Source organism: Rubellimicrobium roseum (assembly GCF_006152145.1).
Taxonomy (GTDB): Bacteria; Pseudomonadota; Alphaproteobacteria; order Rhodobacterales; family Rhodobacteraceae; genus Rubellimicrobium; species Rubellimicrobium roseum.
In genome coordinates this window covers 32299-53736 of the sequence record NZ_VDFV01000003.1, presented here as the reverse complement: position 1 = coordinate 53736, position 21438 = coordinate 32299, and the positions used below count along the sequence as shown (strand labels likewise).

Annotated in this window: 18 protein-coding genes; 3 read left to right on the top strand and 15 right to left on the bottom strand. The window is 70.9% G+C overall.

Annotated elements, in window-relative coordinates:
- Positions 1-26: 26 nt before the first annotated feature.
- Both FHG71_RS04260 and FHG71_RS04255 read left to right on the top strand, forming a co-directional pair.
- Positions 27-842 carry a VOC family protein gene (locus FHG71_RS04260; RefSeq protein WP_139080389.1) on the top strand — a complete coding sequence of 272 codons (816 nt, stop codon included), beginning with the start codon at positions 27-29 and terminating at the stop codon, positions 840-842.
- Positions 843-1784, top strand: a complete 942-nt coding sequence (locus FHG71_RS04255) for a glutathione S-transferase family protein (RefSeq protein ID WP_139080388.1) — start codon at positions 843-845, stop codon at positions 1782-1784. It abuts the gene before it with no gap.
- A gap of 190 nt (positions 1785-1974) precedes the next feature.
- Here the strand turns inward: FHG71_RS04255 and FHG71_RS04250 are convergent, their stop codons facing one another.
- The 13 genes from FHG71_RS04250 to FHG71_RS04190 all read right to left on the bottom strand — a co-directional run bounded on the left by FHG71_RS04250 (position 1975) and on the right by FHG71_RS04190 (position 18870).
- Entirely contained in the window at positions 1975-2232 is a 258-nt protein-coding gene (locus tag FHG71_RS04250) for a spike base protein, RCAP_Rcc01079 family (RefSeq protein WP_139080387.1), read from the bottom strand.
- A gap of 109 nt (positions 2233-2341) precedes the next feature.
- Positions 2342-3385 carry an aldose epimerase family protein gene (locus tag FHG71_RS04245; RefSeq protein ID WP_139080386.1) on the bottom strand — a complete coding sequence of 348 codons (1044 nt, stop codon included), beginning with the start codon at positions 3383-3385 and terminating at the stop codon, positions 2342-2344.
- A gap of 53 nt (positions 3386-3438) precedes the next feature.
- Positions 3439-3738 carry an antibiotic biosynthesis monooxygenase family protein gene (locus FHG71_RS04240; RefSeq protein WP_139080385.1) on the bottom strand — a complete coding sequence of 100 codons (300 nt, stop codon included), beginning with the start codon at positions 3736-3738 and terminating at the stop codon, positions 3439-3441.
- Between the two features lie 63 nt (positions 3739-3801).
- Entirely contained in the window at positions 3802-4578 is a 777-nt protein-coding gene (locus tag FHG71_RS04235) for a crotonase/enoyl-CoA hydratase family protein (protein ID WP_139080384.1), read from the bottom strand.
- Positions 4575-5426 carry a hydroxymethylglutaryl-CoA lyase gene (locus FHG71_RS04230; protein WP_139080383.1) on the bottom strand — a complete coding sequence of 284 codons (852 nt, stop codon included), beginning with the start codon at positions 5424-5426 and terminating at the stop codon, positions 4575-4577. The genes FHG71_RS04235 and FHG71_RS04230 overlap by 4 nt, the downstream gene beginning before the upstream one ends.
- The gene (locus FHG71_RS04225; RefSeq protein WP_139080382.1) at positions 5419-7350 is read right to left on the bottom strand and encodes an acetyl/propionyl/methylcrotonyl-CoA carboxylase subunit alpha; all 1932 of its coding nucleotides are present in this window, start codon (positions 7348-7350) and stop codon (positions 5419-5421) included. Before FHG71_RS04225 ends, FHG71_RS04230 begins: the two co-directional genes overlap by 8 nt.
- 4 nt (positions 7351-7354) lie before the next feature.
- Positions 7355-8950 carry a carboxyl transferase domain-containing protein gene (locus FHG71_RS04220; protein WP_139080381.1) on the bottom strand — a complete coding sequence of 532 codons (1596 nt, stop codon included), beginning with the start codon at positions 8948-8950 and terminating at the stop codon, positions 7355-7357.
- Positions 8951-10108, bottom strand: a complete 1158-nt coding sequence (locus FHG71_RS04215; protein ID WP_139080380.1) for an acyl-CoA dehydrogenase family protein — start codon at positions 10106-10108, stop codon at positions 8951-8953.
- On the bottom strand, positions 10105-13584 hold the full coding sequence (locus tag FHG71_RS04210; protein WP_139080379.1) for an indolepyruvate ferredoxin oxidoreductase family protein: 3480 nt from the start codon (positions 13582-13584) through the stop codon (positions 10105-10107). The genes FHG71_RS04215 and FHG71_RS04210 overlap by 4 nt, the downstream gene beginning before the upstream one ends.
- A gap of 188 nt (positions 13585-13772) precedes the next feature.
- Positions 13773-14300 carry a sarcosine oxidase subunit gamma gene (locus FHG71_RS04205; protein ID WP_139080378.1) on the bottom strand — a complete coding sequence of 176 codons (528 nt, stop codon included), beginning with the start codon at positions 14298-14300 and terminating at the stop codon, positions 13773-13775.
- A gap of 10 nt (positions 14301-14310) precedes the next feature.
- The gene (locus FHG71_RS04200) at positions 14311-17310 is read right to left on the bottom strand and encodes a sarcosine oxidase subunit alpha (RefSeq protein ID WP_139080377.1); all 3000 of its coding nucleotides are present in this window, start codon (positions 17308-17310) and stop codon (positions 14311-14313) included.
- On the bottom strand, positions 17307-17609 hold the full coding sequence (locus FHG71_RS04195) for a sarcosine oxidase subunit delta (RefSeq protein ID WP_139080376.1): 303 nt from the start codon (positions 17607-17609) through the stop codon (positions 17307-17309). Before FHG71_RS04195 ends, FHG71_RS04200 begins: the two co-directional genes overlap by 4 nt.
- A gap of 7 nt (positions 17610-17616) precedes the next feature.
- Entirely contained in the window at positions 17617-18870 is a 1254-nt protein-coding gene (locus FHG71_RS04190; protein ID WP_139080375.1) for a sarcosine oxidase subunit beta family protein, read from the bottom strand.
- Between the two features lie 123 nt (positions 18871-18993).
- Here FHG71_RS04190 and FHG71_RS04185 point away from each other — a divergent pair, with 123 nt between their 5' ends.
- Positions 18994-19974, top strand: a complete 981-nt coding sequence (locus tag FHG71_RS04185; protein WP_139080374.1) for a GlxA family transcriptional regulator — start codon at positions 18994-18996, stop codon at positions 19972-19974.
- 223 nt (positions 19975-20197) lie between these two features.
- Here the strand turns inward: FHG71_RS04185 and FHG71_RS23415 are convergent, their stop codons facing one another.
- Together FHG71_RS23415 and FHG71_RS04180 are read right to left on the bottom strand one after the other, a co-directional pair.
- The gene (locus tag FHG71_RS23415) at positions 20198-20374 is read right to left on the bottom strand and encodes a hypothetical protein (RefSeq protein ID WP_176559285.1); all 177 of its coding nucleotides are present in this window, start codon (positions 20372-20374) and stop codon (positions 20198-20200) included.
- A 456-nt stretch (positions 20375-20830) separates the two neighbouring features.
- A complete protein-coding gene (locus tag FHG71_RS04180; RefSeq protein WP_139080373.1) occupies positions 20831-21010 on the bottom strand; it encodes a hypothetical protein in 180 nt (59 codons plus the stop codon).
- Between the last annotated feature and the right edge of the window lie 428 nt (positions 21011-21438).

Sequence of the window (21438 nt, the reverse complement as noted above, 5' to 3'; positions counted from 1 at the left end):
CGCCACGTCCTTCTGGGAGATCGTCCATGTCCACCGCCTCCGCTCCACTCGAGATCGGCCGCGTCGCGCTGACCGTGAACGACCTTGCCGCCGTGCAGGGCTTCTATGAGCAGGCCCTCGGTCTTTCGCGTCTGGGCGGGGACGGCGACAACGCTCTCCTCGGCGCGGGCGATCGCGTGCTGCTGGAACTCCGCCAGGATCGCGCCGCCCGACGCTCCTCCCGGCGCGAGGCAGGGCTCTTCCACACGGCGTTCCTCCTGCCCTCGCGCGCCGCGCTGGGGCGATGGCTTCGGCACGCGGCCGAGACCGGCGTGCCCGTCCAGGGCGCCTCCGACCACCTCGTGAGCGAGGCCGTCTACCTGGCCGACCCCGAAGGCAACGGGATCGAGGTCTATGCCGACAAACCGCGTGCGGTTTGGCCGGTGGAGGACGGGGCGATCCGCATGGATACCCTGCCCATGGACGTCACCGGGGTGGCCGGAGCCGCCGATGGACCCTGGAGGGGGGCGCCGGAGGGCACCGTCGTGGGTCATGTCCACCTGCAGGTAGGCGCGGTCCCGGAGGCCGAGGCCTTCTACCACGGGACCCTGGGCTTCGAGATCGTCACCCATTACCCGGGCGCGAGCTTCCTCGGGTCGGGGGGCTACCATCACCATCTGGGCGCGAATGTCTGGAACAGCCGGGGCGCGGCACGCCGGTCCTACCCCTCCACTGGCCTCGCCGATCTCCAGATCCTCGCCGAGCCGGCGGCGCTCGCCCCGATCCTGGGCCGGACCGGCGGGGCCATGAGCCTTGCCGACCCTTGGGGCACCTCGGTGAGCCTGACGGAGAAGGAGGCCTGAATGCTGGTGAACGGCCGCTGGACCGAGGATTGGCAGCCCGTGCAGGCCAAGGACGAGAAGGGCGGCTTCGTCCGGCAGGTGTCGTCCTTCCGCCACTGGGTGACGCCGGACGGCTCGCCCGGTCCGACCGGCCGGGGAGGCTTTCCGGCCGAAGCCGGGCGCTACCACCTCCATGTGGCGCTGATCTGCCCCTGGGCCTCGCGCACCCTGATCGGCCGTGCGCTGAAAGGGCTGGAAAAGGTCATCTCCGTCTCGGTGGTGGAGCCGGAACTCTCCACCCAGGGCTGGCGCTTTCCCGGCGACGGCGACCCGGTGACGGGCGCCGGGTACCTGCACCAGATCTACACGGCCGCTGACCCGGACTTCACCGGGCGGGCGACGGTGCCGGTGCTCTATGACAAGCGGGCCCGGACCATCGTTTCGAACGAGTCGGCCGACATCCTGCGGATGCTGGATTCGGGATTCGGGGAGCTTGCCTCGGGTCCCGACCTCTACCCGGAGGACCTGCGCGCCGAGATCGACGCCCTGAACGACCGAATCTATCCGCGCCTGAACAACGGGGTGTACCGGGCGGGCTTCGCCACCACGCAGGAGGCCTACGAGGAGGCGTTCGCCGAGGTCTTCGCCCAGCTTGATGGACTGGAGGCTCGTCTTGAGGACGGCCGGCGCTTCCTTCTGGGCGACCGGATGACCGAGGCCGACGTGCGGCTGTTCGTGACGCTGGTGCGCTTCGACGCGGCCTATCACGGCCTTTTCAAGTGCAACCTGCGCCGGATCGCGGATTACCCGGCGCTTCAAGGCTACATGCTGCGCGTGCTGGACATGCCGGGCGTGCGCCCCACGGTCAGCCTGGATCACATCAAACGCGGCTACCATTCGATCCGGGCGCTGAACCCGACGGGCATCGTGCCCAAGGGGCCGGAGCTGGCCTGGGCGGGTTGAAATCCCGGACGCGCCCGCCCTGCAGAGGACGAGCGCATTGTGACGATCGGACAGACACCGCGTCGCCATGATCAGGCGCCCCGGATGACCGAGCCCGCCGCGATGATCGTGGTCGGGGCGATGATCCAGATGATCTGGGCCGACGGCGGCCGCACGGCCGCGCCCGTCAGCCCGAGGGTGAGGCCGATCATCAGTCCCACCCGTAGACGGTGGCAGTGGTGCCGGTGGCCAGCACCCGGACTGCGCGGAAGGGCAGGATCTGGCCCGCGGCAACCGCATAGGTCAGGCGCGTGCCGTCGCGGTCCTCGATGGCCAGGTCGCCCGCCGTCTGGCACCAGAGCGCGCGGGGGCGCGGCACGACCGGGGCCGTGTCGGACGGCGTGATCGCCTGATGGCGGTCGGCGGGGCTTTCGAGGCCCCGCTGGTGGTTCTGGAAGTTGTCGGACATGGTTTCCCTCCTGTGAATGAACCCAGGCTAGGGAAAAATCGTAAACGGTTTCTTCGACCACCGAACGGTGGGGGACCGTTTCGCGCAACACCTTGACAGGCGTGCCGAATCAATCGGCGGAGAAGTCGAACTCCATCCGGTGGTCGTAGGTCTGACGCGGCCGCAGGATGCTGGACGGGAAATGCGCGTGGTTGGGCGAGCCGGGAAAGACCTGCGTTTCCAGCGTGAAGCCCGCGAAGCGCTGGAGGGGGCGGCCGCCTTTTCCGATGACCTGCTCGTTCAGGTAGCCGCCCGTGTAAAGCTGCACGCCCGGCTGGTTGGTGAGAAGCCTCATGCGGCGGCCCGAGGCGGGGTCGCGCGCCTCGGCGCAGAGCCGCATCGCCTCGCCCGCCCCGGCCAAGACCCAGTTGTGGTCGTAGCCGCCGCCCGAATCGAACACCCCTTCGCCCACCGCGCCCAGGGCGGCGAAGTCGCGGCCGATGGGCTTGGGGGTGGTGAAGTCGAAGGGGGTGCCCGCGACCGACAGGATTTCGCCCGTGGCCAGCAGCTCGGCGTCGACGGGGGTGTAGAAGGGGGCGTCGAGGCGAAGCTCCTGCCCCAGCACATCCCCCTGCCCCGCCAGGTTGAAGTAGGAATGGTGGACGATGTTGACCGGCGTGGGGGCGCTGGCGCTCGCGGTCATGGTGATGCGGAACGTCCTCTCGTCCGCGAGCTCGTAGGTCGTGACCGCATGGCAGGCGCCGGGGTAGCCCATGTCGCCGTCGGGCGAGATCAGGGACAGGACGGCGCGGGTTTCCGTCGCCTCGTCCAGCCGCCAGTTCGCCCGGTCGAAGCCCGCCCGCCCGCCGTGGAGGTGGTTCGGGCCCTCGTTGACGTCGAGCTGGTGGTCCCGCCCGTCGAGATGGAAGCGGCCGCGCCGGATGCGGTTGGCGTAGCGCCCGGCGGTGGCGCCGAAAAAGGCCTTGCTGGCCTCGTACTCCGCCAGCGTGTCGTGGCCCAGCACGATGTCCGCCGTCCGGCCCTCGCGGTCGGGGACGTGCAGCTCGGTCAGGCGGGCGCCATAGGTGATGAGCCGGGCGCGCAGGGGACCGTTCACCAGGGTCACCGCCTGCACGGGATCGTTCCCGATGCGTCCGTAGTCCTCGACGGCCATGTCCTGCCTCCTTGGATGGGCTCGCGCGACCTTCCGGTCCGGGCGCGGGGCTGTCAACCGGAGGCGAGCGCCTCCTCGGAATGGGTCACGCTGGGAGGCGCCGCGAAATGGGGCGAGACGAGCGCCCGCCATTGCGTGAAGGCCTCCGAGCCGCGGAAGTGGACGGTGTGGTCCTCCAGCGTCGCCCAGTCGACGAGGAGACGGTAGAGGCCGGGCGTCTCGATCACGCGGTGCAGGCGGACGCCCCGGCAGCCGCGCGAGGCCAGGAACAGGGGGATCGCCTCGCGCACGGCGGCCTCGAATTGGGCTTCGTGACCGGGCGTGACGGTCAGCTCGGCGGTTTCCAGGATCATGCGGGCTCCTCCCTGTTCGCTGGGCGAAGGGGTGGCACCCTTCGCGATTCGGGTCCAGTGGGGTCAGCCACGCGTCCAAGGGGTGGGTTCGCGGGCGAAGAAGGCGCGCAGGCCCTCGCGCACCTCCTCGCTCTCCCATCGGGCGACGAGGGCGGCGACGGAGCGCTCGACGGCGTCGGGGACGGGCGGGCGCAGGCTGTGGATCAGGGCCTTGGCGTCCGCGACCGCGCCCGGGGCGCAGGCGAGGAAGGCGGTGGCCTCCTCCTCGACGGCTGCGGCGAGGGCGTCGGGTGAGACGGCGCGGGCGAGAAGCTGGAGCGCGACGGCCTCGGTCGCGTCGAAGCGGCGGGCGGGGAGCATCAGGCGGCGCGCGGCGGGCTCGCCGATCCGCGCGAGGACATAGGGACCGATGGTCGCGGGGATGAGGCCCAGGCGCGTCTCGGTCATGGCGAAGGTCGCGGTGTCGGCGGCGACCGCGATGTCGCAGACCGCGAGAAGCCCTACGCCGCCGCCATAGGCCGGGCCCCGCACCTCGGCGATCAGCGGCTTGGGCAGCGTGTCGAGCGCGTGGAGCATCCCGGCGAGGCGGCGGGCCTCGGCGGCGCGGGTGGGACCGTCGGCCTCGGTCTGGGCGCGCATCCAGCCGAGATCGCCCCCGGCGCAGAAGGTGGGGCCGGTGGAGGCAAGCACGACGACGCGGATGGCGGGGTCCCGGGCGATGCGGTGGGCGGCCTCGGTCAGCGCGTCCATCAGGGGTGCGTCGAGCGCGTTGTGCCGCTCGGGGCGGCTCAGGGTGAGGCGGGCGATGCCGCGAGGGTCGGTCTCAAGCCGGAGCGTCATGGGGGGTCCCGGAGCGAGCGGGCGAGGTCGGTGGCCCGCAGGAGCGCCGCGCGGTCGAGGCCGGTGCGGTGGCCCCGCGCTGTCAGGTGGTCGTGGAGAGATTCGGTCACCACGTTGCCAGCGGCGCCGGGGGCGAAGGGGCAGCCGCCGAGACCCGCGATGGAGGCGTCGAAGATGCGCAAGCCGCGGTCGAAAGCGGCGTCCACATTGTCCAGTGCGCGGCCCGCGGTGTCGTGGAAGTGCCCGGCGAGGCGGTCGGGGGGCAGTTCCTCCAGCACGGCGCGGAGCATGGCGTCGATGCTCTCGGGCATGGCGCGGCCGAGGGTCTCGCCCAAGGCGATCTCCTCGCAGCCCATGTCGCGCAGGGCGGCGGCGATGCGGGCGACCGAGCCGGGCGGGGTCGGGCCGTCGTAGGGGCAGTCGGTGACGGTCGAGACGTAGCCCCGGACAGGGATGGCGATGCGGCGGGCGGCCTCCAGCACCGGGCGGAGGCGGTCGAGGCTCTCCGCGACGGACGCGTTCAGGTTGGCGCGGGCGAAGCCCTCGGAGGCGGCGGTGACGACGGCGATCACGTCGGTGCGCGCGGCCATCGCGGCATCGAAGCCCTTGAGGTTGGGGACCAGTGCCATCAAGCGCGGGCCCAGGCCATGGACCTGCGCCAGGACCTCGGCGCAGTCGGCCATCTGGGGGACCCAGCGGGGGCTCACGAAGGACGCCACCTCGATGCGGCGGAAGCCAGCGGCGGCGAGCGTGTCGATCAGGGCGATCTTCTTGGCCGTCGGGATGATCCGGGCTTCGTTCTGGAGGCCGTCGCGGGGGCCGACCTCGACAATCTCGACGTCAGCCATCGGCGGGCTCCAGGCGGATCAGGGGCGCGCCGGCCTCGACCTGGGCGCCCTCCCCGGCCAGCACCTCGGCCACGATGCCGTCGCGCGAGGCGGTGAGGGCGTGCTCCATCTTCATGGCTTCCACCACGGCGAGGGTGTCGCCGCGCCGCACCTCCTGGCCGGGCGCCACGAAGAGCGCGCGCACGAGTCCCGGCATGGGCGAGAGCGTCACGTCCGCCCCGGCCGCGGCCGTCTCGCGGTCGAGCGGGTCAGGGATCGCGAAGACGTGGGTGCCGAGGGGACCGGCGAAGACGGTGATCCGGTCGGGCTCGGCGAGGAGGTCGAAGTCAGAGGCGCCGACCTGCCAGCGGTCGCCGCGCCGGGTGGCCTCCAGCGTGTGGTCGTCGAGCGTGACGGTGGCGCGGTCGGCCAGGATGGTGACCTGGGCCGTCACCGCCTCGTCCCCCCGGCGCAATGCGACGCGGTGGGTGAGCGGTGTCCAGAAATGGAAGCCGGCGAGCGGGCCCGCGTCGGGATCGGCGGCCGCCAGGGCGGCGAACGCCGTCGCCTCGGGCGGGGGCGAAGCGGCTTGGGTGAGCGTTGGCAGGTCGCGCTCGATCAGGCCGGTGTCGAGGCGGCCCGCGCGGAAGTCCGGCTGCGCCAGAAGCGCGGACAGGAAGGCAAGGTTCGTCGTGCAGCCCGCGACTTGGGTCCCGGCGAGAGCGCGGGCGAGACGGTCGAGCGCGGCCCCGCGCGTGGGACCGTGGGCGATGAGCTTGGCGATCATCGGGTCGTACCAGGGGGTGATCGCATCGCCTTCGCGCACGCCGGTCTCGATACGGACGCCCTCGGGGAAGCGGAGCCGTGACAGGCGGCCGGTGGCGGGGAGGAAGCCGGCGGAGACGTCCTCTGCGTAAAGGCGGGCCTCGACGGCGTGGCCGCGGATCGTCAGGTCCTCCTGCTGGAGGGGAAGCGGCTCGCCGGCGGCGACGCGGAGTTGCCATTCCACGAGGTCGAGTCCGGTGATCGCCTCGGTCACGGAATGTTCGACCTGCAGGCGGGTGTTCATCTCCATGAACCAGAAGCGGTCGGCGCGCAGGCCGTCGGAGGCGTCCACGATGAACTCGACGGTGCCCGCCCCGGAGTAGCCGATGGCCTCGGCGGCGCGGACGGCGGCGCTCCCCATCGCCTGCCGCATGTCGTCGGGCATGCCCGGCGCGGGGGCCTCTTCGATGACCTTCTGGTGGCGGCGCTGGAGGGAGCAGTCGCGCTCGAAGAGGTGGACGGCGCGGGTGCCGTCGCCGAAGACCTGCACCTCGATGTGGCGGGGAGTGGCGACGTACTTTTCGATCAGGACGGCGTCGTTGCCGAAGGCATTCTGCGCCTCACGCCGGGCAGCGGCCAGCGCCTCGGGGAAGCGCACGGGGTCGTCCACGCGGCGCATCCCCTTGCCACCGCCGCCCGCGACGGCCTTGATGAGGACGGGATAGCCGATCCGGCCGGCCTCGGCGGCAAGGCGCTCGGGTGATTGGTCCTCGCCGTGGTAGCCGGGGACGACCGGCACCCCGGCCCGCTCCATCAGCGCCTTGGCGGCATCCTTGATGCCCATGGCGCGGATGGCGGCGGCGGAGGGGCCGATGAAGGCGAGGCCCGCCTGGGTCACCGCGTCGGAGAAGTCGGGGTTCTCGGACAGAAAGCCGTAGCCGGGGTGGATGGCCTGCGCGCCCGTGGTCCGAGCTGCGTCCAAAATGGCCCACGCGTTCAGGTAGCTCTCAGCGGCGGGCGAGGGGCCGATCCGCACCGCGCGGTCGGCTAGGGCGACGTGCCGCGAGTCGGCGTCGGCGTCGGAGAAGACGGCGACCGTGTCCACGCCGAGCCGGCGGGCCGTGTCGATGATACGGCAGGCGATCTCCCCCCGGTTGGCGATCAGGATGCGCTGGAACATCGTTTCACATCCGAAACACGCCGAAACGTGTGCTCTCTTGAGGGGCGTTCAGGGCGGCGGACAACGACAGGGCCAGCACCTCGCGCGTCTTCCTTGGGTCGATGACGCCGTCGTCCCAGAGGCGGGCGGAGGCGTAGAGGGGGTGGCTTTGTCGGTCGAACATCTCCTGCGTGGGGCGCTTGAACTCGGCCTCCTCGTCGGGGGACCACTGGCCCCCTGCCCTCTCGATCCCGTCGCGGCGGACGGTGGCGAGGACGCCCGCCGCCTGCTCTCCGCCCATCACGGAGATGCGCGAGTTGGGCCAGGTCCAGAGGAAGCGCGGCGAGTAAGCGCGGCCCGCCATGCCGTAGTTGCCCGCCCCGAAGGAGCCGCCGACGATCAGTGTGACCTTGGGGACGGCGGTGGTGGCGACGGCCGTCACCATCTTGGCGCCGTGGCGGGCGATGCCTTCGTTCTCGTAGCGGCGGCCGACCATGAAGCCGGTGATGTTCTGGAGGAACACGAGGGGGATCTGGCGCTGGGAGCAGAGCTCGATGAAGTGCGCGCCCTTTTGGGCGGACTCGGAGAACAGGACGCCGTTGTTGGCGACGATGCCGACGGGCTGGCCCATGACCTGCGCGAAGCCGGTGACGAGCGTCTCGCCGAAGCGGGCCTTGAACTCGTCGAAGTCGGAGCCGTCGACCACGCGGGCGATCACCTCGCGGATGTCGTACTGCGTGCGGAGGTCGGCGGGGACGATGCCGAGGAGGTCCTCGGGGTCGTGGGCGGGGGGCGTGCCGGCGGGGAGCGGGCGGGCGGACCGGTTGAGGCTGAGGACCGCGCGGCGGGCGAGCGCGAGGGCGTGGAGATCGTCCTCGGCGAGGTAGTCCGCAACGCCGGACAGGCGGGTGTGGACGTCGGCGCCGCCCAAGTCCTCGGCGGAGACGACCTCGCCGGTGGCGGCGCGGACCAGCGGGGGACCGGCGAGGAAGATGGTGCCCTGGTTGCGGACGATGATGCTCACGTCCGACATGGCGGGGACGTAGGCGCCCCCGGCGGTGCAGGAGCCCATGACGGCGGCGATCTGGGGAATGCCCTTCGCGCTCATGCGCGCCTGATTGTAGAAGATGCGGCCGAAGTGGTCGCGGTCGGGAAAGACCTCGTCCTGGTTGGGCAGGTTCGCGCCGCCGCTGTCCACGAGATAGACGCAGGGGAGGTGGCATTCCTCCGCGATCTCCTGCGCGCGGAGGTGCTTCTTGACGGTCATCGGGTAGTAGGTGCCGCCCTTCACGGTGGCGTCGTTGGCGACGACCATGACGTCGAGGCCATGGACGCGGCCCACCCCGGCGATCAGCCCCGCGCCGGGGGCGGCGTTGTCGTACATGCCGTGGGCGGCGGTCGCGCCGATTTCGAGAAACGGGGAGCCTGCGTCGAGGAGGTTGGCGACGCGGTCGCGGGGGAGGAGCTTGCCCCTCGCGACATGGCGTTCGCGGGCCTGGGGACCACCCCCTTGGGCGGCGGCCTCGGCGGCGTCGCGCGCCTGCCGGAGCAGCGCGAGGTGAGCGGCGCGGTTGGCCTTGAAGGTCTCGGAGCCGTGCTGGGCGTGGGTCTTGAGGCGCATTCAGGTCCCGATCAGCTCGCGCCCGATCAGCATGCGCCGGATCTCGCTCGTGCCCGCGCCGATCTCCATGAGCTTGGCGTCGCGGAAGAGGCGGCTGACGGTCGAGTCGTTGAGGAACCCGGCCCCGCCCAGCGCCTGCACGGCCTGATGGGCCTGCACCATGGCCTGCTCGGAGGCGTAGAGCACGCAGGCGGCGGCATCGGCGCGGGTCACGCGGCCCCGGTCGCAGGCGCGCGCGACCTCGTAGGTGTAGGCGCGGGCGGTGTTGAGAGCGACGTGCATGTCCGCGACCTTGGCCTGCATGAGCTGGAAGGACCCGATGGGCTGGCCGAACTGCCGGCGCTCGCGGACGTAAGGCAGCACCTCGTCGAAGCAGGCCTGCATGATGCCGAGGCCGATGCCGGCGAGGACCACGCGTTCGTAGTCCAGGCCGGACATGAGGACGCGGGTGCCGCGGTTGACCTCGCCCAACACGTTCTCGGGCGGCACCGCGCAGTCGGTGAAGACCAGCTCGCCGGTGTTGGAGCCGCGCATGCCGAGCTTGTCGAGGTGCGGCGACTGGACGAAGCCGGGGGTGCCCCGTTCGATCAGGAAGGCGGTGATGCCCTTGGACCCGGCGTCGGGGTCGGTCTTGGCGTAGACGATCGCCACGTCGGCGTCGGGGCCGTTGGTGATCCAGTATTTCGATCCGTTCAGGATGAAGGCGTCGCCCCGGCGCTCGGCGCGGGCCCTCATGCCGACGACGTCGGAGCCCGCGCCGGTTTCGGACATGGCAAGAGCGCCGACCTTGCGGCCCGCCACGAGGTCGGGGAGGAAGCGGGCCTTCTGGTCGGGGCTGCCGTTCAGCGCGAGCTGATTCACGCAAAGGTTGGAATGCGCGCCGTAGGAGAGCGAGACGGAGGCGCTGGCGCGGGCGATCTCCTCGACCGCGACGACGTGGGCGAGGTAGCCCAGCGCCGTGCCGCCGAACTCCTCGGGGACCGTGAGGCCGAGGAGGCCGAGGTCGCCCATCTCGGGCCAAAGCTCGGCTGGGAAGAGGTTCTGCCGGTCGATGCTGGCGGCCATGGGCTTCAGGCGCTCCTGCGCCCAGCGCTGCACAAGGTCCCGCAACGCGCCGAGATCGTCGCCCAGGTCGAAGCGGAGAAGTGGCGCGTTCATTCGGCGGCCATGGCGTGGGTGGTCGTGGGAGGCTGGGCGGGGCGCTCCAGCTCGTCAAGGAGCCGGGCGCGGGACGTGGCAGCGGCCTCCATCACTGCGGCTTTCACGGGGCCGTAACCGCGGATCTGATTGGCGAGATCGAGGAGCGCGAGCACCGTAGGGGCGCTGGCGTCGGTTAGGCGCGCGAGCACCCGGTCCACGTCGGCCTCGTAGTCGCGGATCAGGGCGCGCTCGGCCCGGCGCTCGGCGCTGCGGCCGAAGGGGTCGAGCGGCGTGCCGCGGAGGTGCCTCATGCGGGCGAGCGCCTTGAGGACCGGGAAGATCCGGGGCCCGAACTCGCGCTTGGGCGGGCGTTCGCCGTTCTCGCCAGCCGCGCGCAGGCTCGGCGGAACGAGGTTCAGCGCGATGCTGAAGTCGCCTTCGAAGGCCTCCTCCAGGCCTTGCCGAAACTCGGGGGCGGTCAGCAGGCGGGCGACCTCGTATTCGTCCTTGGGCGCGAGGAGGCGGGCATAGCCGGTGGCGACGGCGCGGGCAATGCGTTCGCGCATCGCGGAATCGGAGAGCCTTTGCGTTCCCTCCTCTACCCGCGCCACCAGGGCGGCGTAGCGGTCGGCGAGCTTGCGGCCCTGATAGACGGTGAGGTGGTCGCGCCGGTGGGCGACGATCTCGGGCACGGTCATCTCGTCCAGCGACGGCCGGTCCGCCTTGGGCCGCTGTGGCAGCCGCGCGGGATCGTGCGCCATGACCCGGCCCCAGGCGAAGGCGTCGAGGTTGGCCTGCACCGCCACGCCGTTGAGACGGATGGCCTGCTCGATGGACGCCAGCGAGACGGGGACGAGGCCCTGCTGCCAGGCGTAACCGAGCATGAGGACGTTGGAGGCGATCTCGTCCCCGGCGACGCCCAGGCCCGCCGCGGTGAAATCGTGAAAATGGCGCGACTTGAGGTGGCCTTGCAGCATTGTCTCGGTGTCGCGCTGCCGGAAGTCGAAGTCGCGGTTGCGCACGAAGTCCGAGACCGGCGTGAGGTGGGTGTTCACCACGCCCGCCGTGCGCTGCGGGTCGCAGAGGACGGCGGCTTCCTTGGAAACCGCCACAACGGTGTCGGCGGCGAGCAGCACGTCCGCGCCGCCCGTGACGATGCGGGGCTCGGTCAGAGTGCGGTCGCCGCGCCCGATGCGGATGTGGCTGAGGACCGCCCCCCCCTTCTGCGCGAGCCCGGCCATGTCGAGCACCATGGGGCTCAGCCCGTCGAGGTGCGCCGCCATCCCGAGGACCGCGCCGATGGTCAGGACGCCCGTGCCGCCGACGCCCGCCACGGCGATGTTCCAAGTGCGGTCCAGGGTCGGCAGGACTGGCGCGGGAAGGTCGGCCGTATCGGGCCCGGCCGCCGCCGCGAGCCGGCGGGGCTGGCCGCCCTTCACGGTCACGAAGGAGGGGCAGAAGCCCTTGAGGCAGGAATAGTCCTTGTTGCACGAGGACTGATTGATGCGCCGCTTGCGACCCATCTCGGTTTCCAGCGGCTCGACGGCCACGCAGTTCGACTGGACCGAGCAGTCGCCGCAGCCCTCGCAGACCTCGGGGCTGATCCAGAGCCGCAAGTCGGGGTCGGGGAGCGTGCCGCGCTTTCGGCGCCGCCGCTTCTCGGCCGCGCAGGTCTGGACATAGACGATGGCGGTGACGCCCGGCAGGTCGCGCAATTCGCGCATCGTGTCGTCGATGGTATCGCGGGGGCGGATCTGCGTGCCGGGGGGCAGGTCGGAGGGATCGTAGGCCTCGGGCGTCTCGGCCAGAAAGCGGATCTCCTGCACGCCCTCGTTGCGGAGCATGTGGGTCAGGCGCTCGGGGGAGAGTTCGCCGTCGACGCGCTGCCCGCCGGTCATGGCGACGGCGTCGTTGTAAAGGAGCTTGTAGGTGATGTTGGTCTTGGCCGCGACCGCCTGCCGGATGGCGAGGATGCCGGAGTGGAAGAAGGTGCCGTCGCCCAGGTTGACGAAGCGGTGCGGCTCGTCGGTGTAGCGGGACAGCGCGGTCCAGGGGACGCCCTCCCCTCCCATGTGGGTGATGGTGTCGGTGCTGCGGTCCATCCACTGGACCATGTAGTGGCAGCCGATGCCCGCCATGGCGGTCGAGCCCTCGACCACGCGCGTCGAGGTGTTGTGCGGGCAGCCCGCGCAATACCAGGGCCGCCGGATCACCGGGGGCTGGTGGCCGGCGATGTCGCGCTCCAGCCGCTCCATGCGCTCGATCCGCTCGGTGATGCGGGCCTTCAGGTCGTCGGGCAGGCCGTTGGCCACCAGCCGGTCCACGATGGCGCGGGCGACCTCGGCCACCGTCAGACCCGCCGAGAGGTGCAGGAAGGGCCGGTCCATGTGGTCGAACTTGCCCACGATCCGCGGCCGCACGTCCGCGCGCCAGTTGAAGAGCTGCTGCTTGATCTGGTGCTCGATGATCTCGCGCCGCTCCTCGACGACCAGCACCTCCTCAAGCCCCATGGAGAAGGCACGGACGCCCTCGGGCTCCAGCGGCCAGGGCATCCGGACCTTGTAGATGCGCACGCCGGCCTGATGCAGCTCGCGCTCGCCCAGGCCCAGCTCGCGCAGCGCCTGGTCCACGTCCTCGTAGGCCTTGCCGGAGGCCACGATGCCGAAGCGGGCGCCGGGCGTGTCGAAGGTGACCTCGTCCACCCGGTTCGCGCGGGCGAAGGCGCGGGCGGCGTAGCCCTTCCATTCCTGGAGGCGCTCGTCCTGCACGAGCGGCGGGTCGGGCCAGCGGATGTTGAGGCCGCCGGGGGGCAGCTCGAAGTCCTCCGGAGTCACGAACTGGCGGGACTCGGGCGCGAGGTCCACGACGGCGGTGGTCTCGACCGTCTCGGAGATCACCTTGAAGCCGACCCAGCAGCCCGAGAAGCGCGACATGGCGATGCCGAGGAGCCCGAGCGGCAGGAACTCATGCACGGAGGATGGGTACAGCACCGGCATGATCGCCGAGATGAAGGCGTGGTCGGACTGGTGCGGGATCGAGGAGGACTTGCAGGTGTGGTCGTCCCCCGCGATGGCGAGGACTCCTCCGTGAGCGGAGGTTCCTGCGGCGTTGGCGTGCTTGAACACGTCGCCCGAGCGGTCCACGCCGGGCCCCTTGCCGTACCAGAGGCCGACGACGCCGTCCTTGGTTGCCCGCTTGGACAGCGGCACCTGCTGGCTGCCCCAGACAGCGGTGGCGGCGAGGTCCTCGTTCAGCCCCGGCTGGAATGTGACGTCCAGCGGGTCGAGAAAGCGCCGGGCCGCGAGAAGCTGCTGGTCGTAGCCGCCCAGCGGCGAGCCGCGGTAGCCCGAGATGAAGGCGGCGGTGTTGAGCCCCGCTGCGCGGTCGCGCCGCATCTGCGTCATGGGCAGGCGAACGAGGGCTTGGATACCGGTCAGGAAGACGCGCCCTTCCGTGGCCGCGTACTTGTCGTCGAGCGACACGCGGGCCGTCATGGGCGCCCCAGAGGCGCCCCGCCCACGGCCGGGCGGCAGCGTCGTGCCATTCCTGTCATCCTCCCCCCGGCCGATGGATCGGCCGACTCCCTGGGAGGGAAACGTCGGGCGCGCGCGGGGGTTCCTGAAGCGGCCAGCCGTGACGTGACGGCACGAGCCGCGCGCCCGCGCCGGTGGGGACCTGCCGGCTAGAGCCCGAGAGCGAGTTCGCGGGCGCCGCGGTGGAGCAGCTCTTCGACATGGGGCGCGAAGCTGCGCCAGACCGAGAGGGTGAAGCGCTCCCCGGCTTCGCGCACCAGCACCGCTTGCACCCCGTCGAACACGGTGCGCGCGCCACGGCCGATTTCGAGGCGGGACAGGTCGCGGGCGATGCCGATGGACAGGAGGTCGAGCACGCCCGGGCCTTCGAGGACGAAGGTCACCTCGCGGTCGGTGACTTCGACCAACGCGTGCGGAAGGGAGCCCGGCAGCGCGGCGCGGATCGCGTCGGCCTCGGCCTCGGGCGCGTCGAGCTGCCATTCGTCGGGACCGAGGCAGAGCGCCTGCCGACCGCCCTCGACGGAGATGCGGCCGATGCGATGCGGCAGGGGCAGGCCGAGCGCGGCCTCCCCCGTCTCCCGGTGCCCGGGCCGCAGGCGGAGCGAGAAGCGCGTGGCCAGCGGACGGACCGCCACGGTCACGGGCGAGCGGGGAAAGGTGTGGATCTGTGCGGTCATGGCGTGCCTCTCAGACCTTGAGCCGTTGGCCTTCGGGATCGACGAAGGCGGTTCCCGTCACCTTGGCCCGCAGGGTGCGGCCCGGCATGGGGATGTGAAGGGTCTGCCCCTCGCGGTCGCGCCCGCCCTCGACCAGCGCCATGGCGATCGAGCGACCCAGCGCCTCGGACCAGTAGGAGGAGGTCACGTGGCCGATCATCGTCATCGGCACGGGCTGGTGGGGGTCGGCCACTATCTGCGCGCCCTCTTCCAGCACCTCCCTGGGGTCCTCGGTCAGAAGGCCCACGAGCTGCTTGCGCCCCTTGGCCACGATGTCGGGCCGCTGGAGCGAGCGCTTGCCCACGAAGTCCTTTTTCTGCTTGCCGATGGCCCAGTCGAGTCCGGCGTCGCCGGGGGTCACGGTGCCGTCGGTATCCTGGCCCACGAGGATGAAGCCCTTCTCGGCCCGCAGGACGTGCATCGTCTCGGTGCCGTAGGCGGTGATCCCGTGGGACTGGCCGGCCTGCCAGAGCTTCTCCCACAACGCGAGGCCGTGGCGGGCGGGGACGTTGATCTCGAAACCCAGCTCACCCGTGAAGGACACCCGGAAGAGCCGCGCCGGGAAGCCCGCGACGGTGCATTCCGCCACCGCCATGTGCGGGAAGGCAGCGTCCGAGAGGTCCAGCCCCTCGACCAGCGGCTCCAGCAGCTTGCGGGCGTTGGGGCCCTGGACGGCGGCCACGGCCCAGGCTTCCGTCGTGGAGGTGAGCCAGACGTCGAGATCGGGCCATTCGGTCTGGAGGTAGTCCTCCATCATGTTCAGGACGCGCGCCGCGCCGCCCGTGGTGGTCGTGACGTGGAACTTGTCTGCTGTGAGGCGCCCGATCACGCCGTCGTCGCGGATGAAGCCGTCCTCGCCCAGCAGGAGGCCGTAGCGGCAGCGGCCCGGCTGCAGCTTGGCCCAGGGGTTGGTGTACATCCGTTCGAGGAAGGTCGCGGCGTCCGGTCCCATGACCTCGATCTTGCCCAGGGTCGAGGCGTCGAAGAGGCCCACGGCCGTCCGCACCGCCCGGCATTCGCGGGCCACGGCGGCGCGCATGTCCTCGGCCCCTTGCGGGAAGTAGCGGGCACGGCGCCAGAGGGCGACGGGCTCGAAGACCGCGCCCCGCGACTCGGCCCAGGCGTCGATGGGCGTCTTGCGCGTGACCTCGAAGTGGCTGCCCCGGTGGTAACCTGCCAAAGCCCCGAAGGTCGTGGGCGCGTAAGGCGGGCGGAAGGTGGTCAGGCCCACCTGCGGCGCTTCCTTGCCCAGCGCGTCGGCTGCGATCATCAGGCCGTTGATGTTGGACAGCTTTCCCTGGTCGGTCGCCATCCCGTTGGTAGTGTAGCGCTTGACGTGCTCGATGGAGCGCATCCCCTCGCGCACGGCGAGGCGGATGTCCTTGGCGGTCACGTCGTTCTGGAAGTCGATGAAGGCCTTTGCCAAGCTCGCGTCGCGGTCGGTGGGCAGTTCCTTGACCACCACGCCGCTGCCCGTGCGGTCGTCCTCGACCGCGAAGGTCCCGACGCCCGCCACGCGGCCCAGGGCCTTGGCCGCCGCCGTGCCCGCCTTGGCGCCGTCCTCCAGCGCCGCCGCGATGCCCCAGAGACCCCGGCCCGCGCCGGCGATCTCGCAGTCCTCTGTCTTGCGGTCGGGCAGGAAGGCCCCGGCCTGCGCGTCCCAGGCCAGCGAGCCCTTGGTGTGCGAGAAGAGGTGGAGCGAGGGCGTCCAGCCGCCGCACATCAGCAGAGCGTCGCAGTCGATGCCGCGCCAGGGGCCGACGCGGTCGCCCCGCACTGGGTTGACCATGACCGAGGCCACGCGGAGCCGCCCGGTCGTGCCGGTGACGGTATGGCTGGCCAGGACCTCGATGCCCAGCGACCGCGCCCGGGCCGCCAGATCCGGCGGGACCTGTGCCCGCACGTCGACGATGGCCGGCACCCTGACCCCCGCCCGCGCGAGGTCGAAGGCCGTATGCCAGGCGCTGTCATGGCTGGTGACGACCACGGCGCGGTCACCGACCTTCACGCCGAAGCGGTGTAGGAAGGTCTGCGCCGCGCCCGCCAGCATCACGCCGGGACGGTCGTTGCCGTCGAACACCAGCGGCTTCTCGATGGCGCCCTGGGCCAGCACGACCTGCCCAGCGCGGACGCGCCAGAGCCGCTCGCGCGGGGCGCCCTCGGGCGGGCTTGCGAGGTGGTCGGTCACGCGCTGGCAGAGGCCAACCATGTTCTGGTGGTAATAGCCGATGGCCGTCGTGCGGGTCATGAGCCGCACGCTCGGCAGGGACCGCAGCTCGGCCAGCGTCGCGGCCAGCCAGTCCCAGGCCCCCTGCCCGTCGATGCGGACGTCGGGCTCGGACAGCAGCGTGCCCCCCATCGCGGACTGCTCGTCCACGAGGACGACCGAGGCGCCCGAGCGCCCGGCCGCCAGCGCGGCGGCGAGGCCCGCCGGGCCCGCGCCCACGACGAGGACCTCGCAATGGAGGTTGCGGCTCGCGTAGAGGTCAGGGTCGGGCTCGGTGGGCGAGCGGCCCAGGCCCGCCGCGGCGCGGATGAAGGGCTCGTAGACCTTGTCCCAGAAGGAGCGCGGCCACATGAAGGTCTTGTAGTAGAAGCCTGCGGGCAGGAAGCGCCCGAAGCGGTCGTTGATCGCACCGATGTCGAATGCGAGGCCGGGCCAGCGGTTCTGGCTTTCGACCCGCAGCTCGTCCCAGATCTCCTGCATGGTCGCGCGGGTGTTGGGCTCGAAGCGGCCCGGCCCCCGCGAGGTCCCCACGAGCGCGTTGGGCTCCTCGGACCCGGCGGAAACGACGCCGCGGGGGCGGTGGTATTTGAAGCTCCGGCCCATCAGGTGGATGCCGTTGGCGAGCAGCGCCGAGGCCACGGTGTCGCCCAGGCAGCCGGTGACGGTGCGGCCGTCGAACGTGAACTGCACCGGGCGGGACTGGTCGACCCGGCCGCGGCCGGGGATGCGGAACGGCTGCGTCATTCGGCGGCCTCCTTGAGGGCGTCGAGGTTCGGGCGCGGCTCGCCCGCGCGGTAGGTCATGGCGAACTTATCGCTCACGGTATCGCGGATCGCGTTGAAGAAGCGCCCGCAGCCGTGGACGTGCCGCCAGCGCTCATAATGGGTGCCGCGCGGGTTCGAGCGGATGAACAGGAAGTCGCGCCATTCCTCGTCCGTGAGCGCCATGGGGTCGGCGGGGCGCGCAATATGCGCCTCGCCCGCGTAGGCGAACTCGGGCTCGGGGAGGGTCTCGTCGCAGTAGGGGCAGTGGATCAGGAGCATGTGGACCTCAGTGCGCGACGGCAGCGGCGGCGGCCTCGTCGATCAGCCGGCCGGTGGTGAAGCGTTCGAGCGTGAAGGGCGCGTTGATTGGGTGTGGCTCGTCCTTGGCAACGGTCCAGGCGAGGAGATGCCCCGCGCCGGGCGTGGCCTTGAATCCGCCCGTCCCCCAGCCGCAGTTGACGTAGAGCCCCTTGACGGGAAGCTTGCCCAGGATGGGCGAGCGGTCGGGCGTCACGTCGACGATGCCGCCCCATTTCCGCAGCATCCGCATCCGCGAGAAGATCGGGAACACCTCGCAGATCGCCGCGACCGTGTGCTCGATCAACGGCAGGCCACCGCGCTGCGAGTAGCTCACGTACTGGTCCGTGCCCGAGCCGATGACCAGCTCGCCCTTGTCGGACTGGCTGATGTAGGCGTGGACGGTGTTGGACATCACCACGCAGGGGAAGATCGGCTTCACGGGTTCGGAGACGAGCGCCTGCAGCGGGTAGCTTTCGAGCGGCATCCGCAGGCCCGCCGACTGGATCACGACCGAGGTGTTCCCGGCGGCCGAGACGGCCACCTTCTTGGCCTTGATGAAGCCCTTGGCGGTGTCCACGCCCTGCACGGCGCCGTCGGGTCCGCGGCGGATGGCGATGACGGGGCAGTTCTGGATGATGTCCACGCCCCGCGCCGCCGCCGCCCGCGCGTAGCCCCAGGCCACGGCGTCGTGCCGCGCCGTGCCGGCCCGCATCTGCAGCGCCGCGCCCATCACCGGGTAGCGCGCGTCCGGCGAGATGTTGAGAGGCGGGCAGAACTCCTTGGCCTGCGCGGGCGAGAGCCAACGGTTGTCCACGCCGTTGAGGCGGTTCGAGTGGATGTGGCGTTGAAAGCTTTGGACGTCGTGGACGTTGTGCGCGAGCATCATGACGCCGCGCTTCGAATACATGACGTTGTAGTTGAGGTCCTGGCTCAGGTCGTCCCACAGGTCGAGGGCGTGGTCGTAGAGCCGCGCGCTTTCGTCATAGAGATAGTTTGAGCGGACGATGGTGGTGTTGCGGCCGGTGTTGCCGCCGCCGAGCCATCCCTTGTCGATCACCGCGACGTTGGTGATCCCGTGCTCCTTGGCAAGGTAGTAGGCCGCGCCGAGCCCGTGCCCGCCCGCGCCGACGATGATCACGTCGTACTCGGCCTTGGGCTGGGCATCGGGCCACTGCTCGCGCCAGTTCTTGTGGCCGGACAGGGCGTTCTTGAGGAGGGCGAAGGCGGAGTAATGGGTCATGCAGGGACTCGCGGTCAGGGCGCGTCAGATGACGGCATGATGACAGAACCGGCGGCCTGGGCCTGTATTATTGCGTCAGAACCGTTGTATGAACGGGACGGCTCCATTGTCCCGTGATCCGCCATGCCCTCTCCTGCCCCCCGCCTGCGCATCGGTTTCATCCTGGCGCCGCGCTTCACGCTCTGCGCCTTCGCCAACTTCGTGGACGTGCTGCGGCTGGCCGCCGACGAGGGCGACCGGTCGCGCCCGATCCTGTGCCAGTGGCGCGTGCTCTCGCCCGGCCCCGACCCCGTGCCGTCGAGCTGCGGCGTCCGCGTCAGCCCTGAGGAGCCGCTGGGCGACCCCAAGCGCTTCGACTACGTGGTGGTGGTGGGCGGTCTCGTGGACGAGATCGAGCGCCTGCACCCTGACCACACCGCGTTCCTGCGCCGCGCGGCCGAGGCGGGCGTGCCGCTGGTGGGGGTCTGCACGGGCACCTTCATCCTGCACCGCGCGGGGCTGATGAACGGCTACAAGGCCTGCGTGAGCTGGTTCCATCACGAGGACTTCCTGCACGAGTTCGACGGTCTCGTGCCCGTGTCGGACCAGATCTTCGTGGTGGACCGCGACCGGCTGTCCTGCTCGGGCGGGGCCTCCTCGGCGCATCTGGCCGCCTTCCTCGTGGATCGCCACATCGGCCCGGCGGCGGCCAGGAAGAGCCTTGCCATCATGATCATCGACGAGGCGATGGGCGCCGAGCGGCCCCAGCCCGGCCTGCCGCTGGAACTGACCACCCCCGACCCGCTGGTGAAGCGCGCCCTTCTCGCCATGCAGCAGTCGATGGAGGCGCCGCTGGGCGTGACGGACCTCGCCACCCGCCTGGGCGTCGGCCGGCGCCGGCTGGAGCGCCACTTCGCCGACGCGCTGGGCGTGACCCCGCGCGAGGCCGACCGGCGAATCCGCCTGGCGCAGGCGCGCCACCTGCTCGCCCGGACAGACCGCTCGGTGGCGCGCATCGCGGCCGAAACCGGCTTCTGCGACGCCTCCCATCTCATCCGTACCTTCCGTGAAGCGGAAGGAACCACCCCCGAGGCTTGGAGGGCGGCTAGGCGGACGATGTCCTGACTGGCGGGCTCGGGCCGCCCCGGCCCGAGAGGCGCTTGCCGTGGTCGTGGACGCGGCAGTTGATCCCTCCAAGTCAGAGATGCTTGTCGCTGCCCTCCCCGGCGCACGGCGTCTGCTCCGTGTCGCGTCGGAAATCCGCCAGCATCGAAAAGGCGCCGAGCGAAGGGACATCCTTGCTCGATCCGGCGGCTCGTGACCGGTGCGATGCCTGACCGGCGCGGTTTCACAGCATCGAAGCTGTCGAGCGCAGCGCCACCTCGGGTTCGGGGACGCCCTGGGTCGTCACCTCGACCACCGCCGCGCCACCCAGGTCGGCGATGCGCTTCGTTCTTTTGACAGGGGCGATCTGCTTGGGCAACTCATCCGACCGCTGGTGCATTGCAACTTGGGCGATGCCCATGAACTCGCCATTGGGAAGTTCGGCGTGCAGAAGATTGCAGACATCTGTAATTGCACGCGATCCGTTTCGCCCCCGGCACGAGGCCGCGCAAGACATGGAACTAATTGCCCTCTGCCCGTCGATGCGGGTGGCGTTCCGCCCGCCAAAGGTGCGCCGCTAAGGCTGGCTGTCTCAGTTCCCGCGCTGACCGTCGTCAAGGTTGTCGCTGATAACCATCCCGTCGACCGCGCAAACCGACGGTGGGACGCTCGCGTCGTAGTCGCTCGCGGATCAGGCCCTTGGTGCCAAGCGCGAGCGTGCCAGCCTGCGCGCCGCACTTGTGGACCGGCGGTGCACGCCGCGTGGCCCGTCCCTTTGCCGAGACTCGGCGCGAACGGGACGACGACGCCCGGTACGGGCCGAGGAAGCGTCACGATCACGCGCCATCGGGACGGGTCGCCCCGTCCCGATCCGGGCTCACCTCAGGCGGCGCCTCATCTCCCGCACCACGCTTTCGCGCACGCGGAACTGGCTTTCGATCATCTCCTGGCGGGAAGCGAAGCGATAGGCCCGGGCAAGGACCTGCTCGGCCGCGCGGATGATGCGCTCGCGGGTTTCTCCACGTCGACGCTCGTCGGACACCTTGTCGTGCTTCATTGGGCTCACTCTCCATGACATGCCCACCCACCGGAATGGCGGGCGAGATCATGCTCAGGAGCGGCGGGACGGATCACGACATGCCTGATCGATAGATCCTGGTCCCGCCCTGCGCAAGCGCCTCGCCCCCGCACGGGTAAGAAAACCGGTCCGAGCGGGCAACATGGAGCCGGCCAAATCTGTGCGGCGCGGCTGGTTGGCCGGCTTAGGCGGTCCGGCGGTGGTCGTGCCTGGCCAGCGCGTCCGGTCGCGAAGGTGGGGTCAATAGCGCAACGCTCGGCCCATTCTAGAGGTGGGCCGGGCGCAAGGACCGCGGCGGCACATTCAAGGTTCTGGCGCGTACATGCTTCGACGACCTCTGTGGGCGCTCTCCTCGCCTCCGTGCTGGACGGCGAACGGCAGCGGGACTGAACCGCTCTGGCTTCCGC